Annotated in this window: 5 protein-coding genes; all 5 read right to left on the bottom strand. The window is 73.3% G+C overall.

Annotation, left to right across the window (positions count from 1 at the left end):
* The coding region (locus ROTAS13_RS22950) for a hypothetical protein (RefSeq protein ID WP_139323516.1) at positions 1–688 on the bottom strand (688 nt) is incomplete at its 3' end.
* A 90-nt stretch (positions 689–778) separates the two neighbouring features.
* Positions 779–1,372, bottom strand: a complete 594-nt coding sequence (locus tag ROTAS13_RS22945; RefSeq protein WP_019460506.1) for a nitrile hydratase subunit alpha — start codon at positions 1,370–1,372, stop codon at positions 779–781.
* The gene (locus tag ROTAS13_RS22940; protein WP_171979216.1) at positions 1,372–1,698 is read right to left on the bottom strand and encodes an SH3-like domain-containing protein; all 327 of its coding nucleotides are present in this window, start codon (positions 1,696–1,698) and stop codon (positions 1,372–1,374) included. The genes ROTAS13_RS22945 and ROTAS13_RS22940 overlap by 1 nt, the downstream gene beginning before the upstream one ends.
* Positions 1,695–2,042: an SH3-like domain-containing protein gene (locus ROTAS13_RS22935; protein WP_019460504.1), complete on the bottom strand. Its 348-nt coding sequence runs from the start codon at positions 2,040–2,042 to the stop codon at positions 1,695–1,697. Before ROTAS13_RS22935 ends, ROTAS13_RS22940 begins: the two co-directional genes overlap by 4 nt.
* A partial coding sequence (locus ROTAS13_RS22930; RefSeq protein ID WP_371329291.1) for an SH3 domain-containing protein occupies positions 2,039–2,481 on the bottom strand: 443 nt, incomplete at its 5' end. The genes ROTAS13_RS22930 and ROTAS13_RS22935, both read right to left, overlap by 4 nt.

The raw sequence follows: 2,481 nt of genomic DNA, 5'->3' as shown, positions 1-2,481 counted from the left end.
CGTAGCGCAGCGTCCCCACCGGGCGTGGCTGGCCACGCCGCAGCAGCCCGCGCAGCCCCGGGCCGCCCGGCACGGCGAGCCGGCTCTCGTGGAACAGCACCACGCCATCCTCGGTGCGCCGAAGGCCGCAGTCGGCGATGCTGTCCTCGACATCCAGGCAATGGGCGCGCCGGCCGAGCCGGAACTCCACCAGGTTGCCCGTATGCCGCGCCGCCTCGGCATCGGGCGCGTCGCTGTCGCAGAGGGATTCGATCACCAGCCCGCGCGACAGATCCCCGGTGAAGCGGGAGGTGCCCGTCACCACCTCGAAGGCGCGCGGATCGTCGCTGCGGATCTCCAGCATGGGCGGCAGCCGGCGCCGCGACGCCATCCCGTCCTCCCCCAACGCCAGGACCGTGTCCCGCAGCCCCCGGGCGAGCTCCGGCGCCGCCGCCCGCAGCGCCGGATGCGCCAGCGCTTCCAGCACCCGCGCATGGTCCACGGTCCAGACGGATCCGGCGGCGGCCGGCGGGGACTGCGCGGGCGGGCGCGGGGTGCCGCCGGCGGGCGGCACCGGTCCTGACACCAAGGCCAGCGACGGGGTCAGGGAGGGACGCACGACCCCGTCCAGGGTGACGTCCCGGATCATCCGCTGCCGCAGGAAATGCAGCAGGCGATTGCATTCGGCTTGCGGTTGGAAGCGTCTCATTGCGGTGCAGGATAAGGCAGCGCTGCGCGTACCGCACCCCCAATATGCAACCTTTGGTGGAGTTTTATTGAATTCCCATAATGGAAAATTTCAGGCTGCCGCGGGCACCACCACCGGACGCAGACCCATCATCGCCTCCACATCCACCAGCGCCGCCAGCCGCTCCGCATCCCAGCCCTCGGTGCCGGCGGGGCGCAGCGGCAGGACCATCCAGCGGTAGTCCGCCGTGCTGTCCACAACCCGCACCGACACGCCGCCCGGCAGGACCGTGCCCCATTCGGCCAGGACGCCGCGCGGGTCGCGCACCGCCCGCGCGCGATAGGCGGCGGACTTGAACCAGCCGGGCGGATAGCCGAGCACGGCGCGGGGATAGCAGGAGCAGAGGGTGCAGACGACGAGGTGGCGCCGCGCCTCGGTATCCTCCAGCACGCCCAGCGGCGGCAGGCCGGCCATGCTCACGCCCATGGCCTCGGCGGCGGCGCTGCCGTCGCGCAGCATCAGCGCGCGATAGGCGGGGTCGGTCCAGGCCCGCGCCACCATGGCGGCCCCGATGGCGGGCGAGGCGCGGTCCGTCCGCGCCTGCTGGGCATCGAGCTCGGCGGCATTGGTGATGCCCTTCGCCTCCAGCGCCGCCAGGAAGCGGTCCAGCAGGGCGACATAGGCGGCGCGCGGCGGTGCGGCCATCAGGACATCCTCCCTTCCTGGCCCAGCGGCTCCAGCCAGTGGCCGTAGAGCTCGACCAGGGTCGAATCCTCCTCCGGCACCGCCCCGAAAAGCACCGGCTGGGCAAAGGCCACATGGTACAGCGCGCGCAGCGGCGCCGGGCGGCCGAAGGCCAGTTCCGAGGGGTCCGGGAAATCCCCGAGATGGGCCAGCACGACCCCTTCCCGCCCCCGCAGGTAATGCGGCGTGCGGACATGGGCGGGGCCCCGCGATTCCGGCCAGTCGAAGCGCACGCGCACGCGGGTGCCGGGCACCAGCACGGCCCCCGGCGGGGTGGCTCCGTTCACGCCTCGCCCCCGATCCCGTCCAGCAGCTCCGGGACGACGATCCCCTTCTCGGCCATCAGCGCGGCCATGGCCCGCAGCCAGCGCTCGTAATAGGTCAGCGCATGGTACTCGGCCTCGGGGATGGCCTCGATCGAACGGCGCAGCTCGTCCACCGTCATCAGCCCGCGCGCGGCGAGGATCTGGCGCAGCGCGTCCACCCGGCGGCCGAAGGCGTCGGGTGGGGCATCGTCCTGCGGCTCGACCGGCGTGCAGAGGAAGCGCGGATGCGCGCCGAGATCGTGCGGCGCGGCGCGCGGGTCCCGTTCCGTGCCGGGCGCGTTCCCGGTTGCCGCGGCCTGCGTCATCCGCCGATCACCTCGTCCGCCGTCACGCCGAACATCTCGGCCCGCTTCAGCCAGCCACGGTACTCGCCCACCTGGACCTCGCACCAGGCACTTCCCTGGGCGCAGGCGCGGATGCGGCCGATCACCCCCGGCTGCAGCCGCGCCACCGCGCCGGCATCCTCCTCCGGGCGGCGGCGCATCGTGTGCATCTCGCCCCGCACGGTGAAGGTCCGGCGCCCGAGGCCCAGGTTGGAATGGTGCACCCAGCCCTCGGTGCCGTCCTGGTCGCGGATGCGGCGCCACTGGTCGAACTCGCGGACGATCTCCACCGGCAGGTCCCGGCGCTGATAGGTCCATTCGATGGGGAAGCGCGTGCCCGGACCGGCACGCATGTTCACCTCGTCCGAGCGGAGCGGCGCGAAGCGCGGCAGCGGCAGGCCGGTCACGGAGCCCACGGCGG

It is taken from the genome of Roseomonas sp. TAS13 (assembly GCF_001950415.1).
GTDB classification, from domain to species: domain Bacteria; phylum Pseudomonadota; class Alphaproteobacteria; order Acetobacterales; family Acetobacteraceae; genus Roseomonas; species Roseomonas mucosa.
This window is presented reverse-complemented; position numbering and strand designations above follow the sequence as displayed.

What these genes read in the sequence shown, in the direction of transcription:
- ROTAS13_RS22945 (WP_019460506.1), bottom strand. Translation starts at nt 1,372, where the DNA reads ATGGCCGCACCGCCGCGCGCCGCCTATGTCGCCCTGCTGGACCGCTTC.
- ROTAS13_RS22935 (WP_019460504.1), bottom strand. Translation starts at nt 2,042, where the DNA reads ATGACGCAGGCCGCGGCAACCGGGAACGCGCCCGGCACGGAACGGGAC.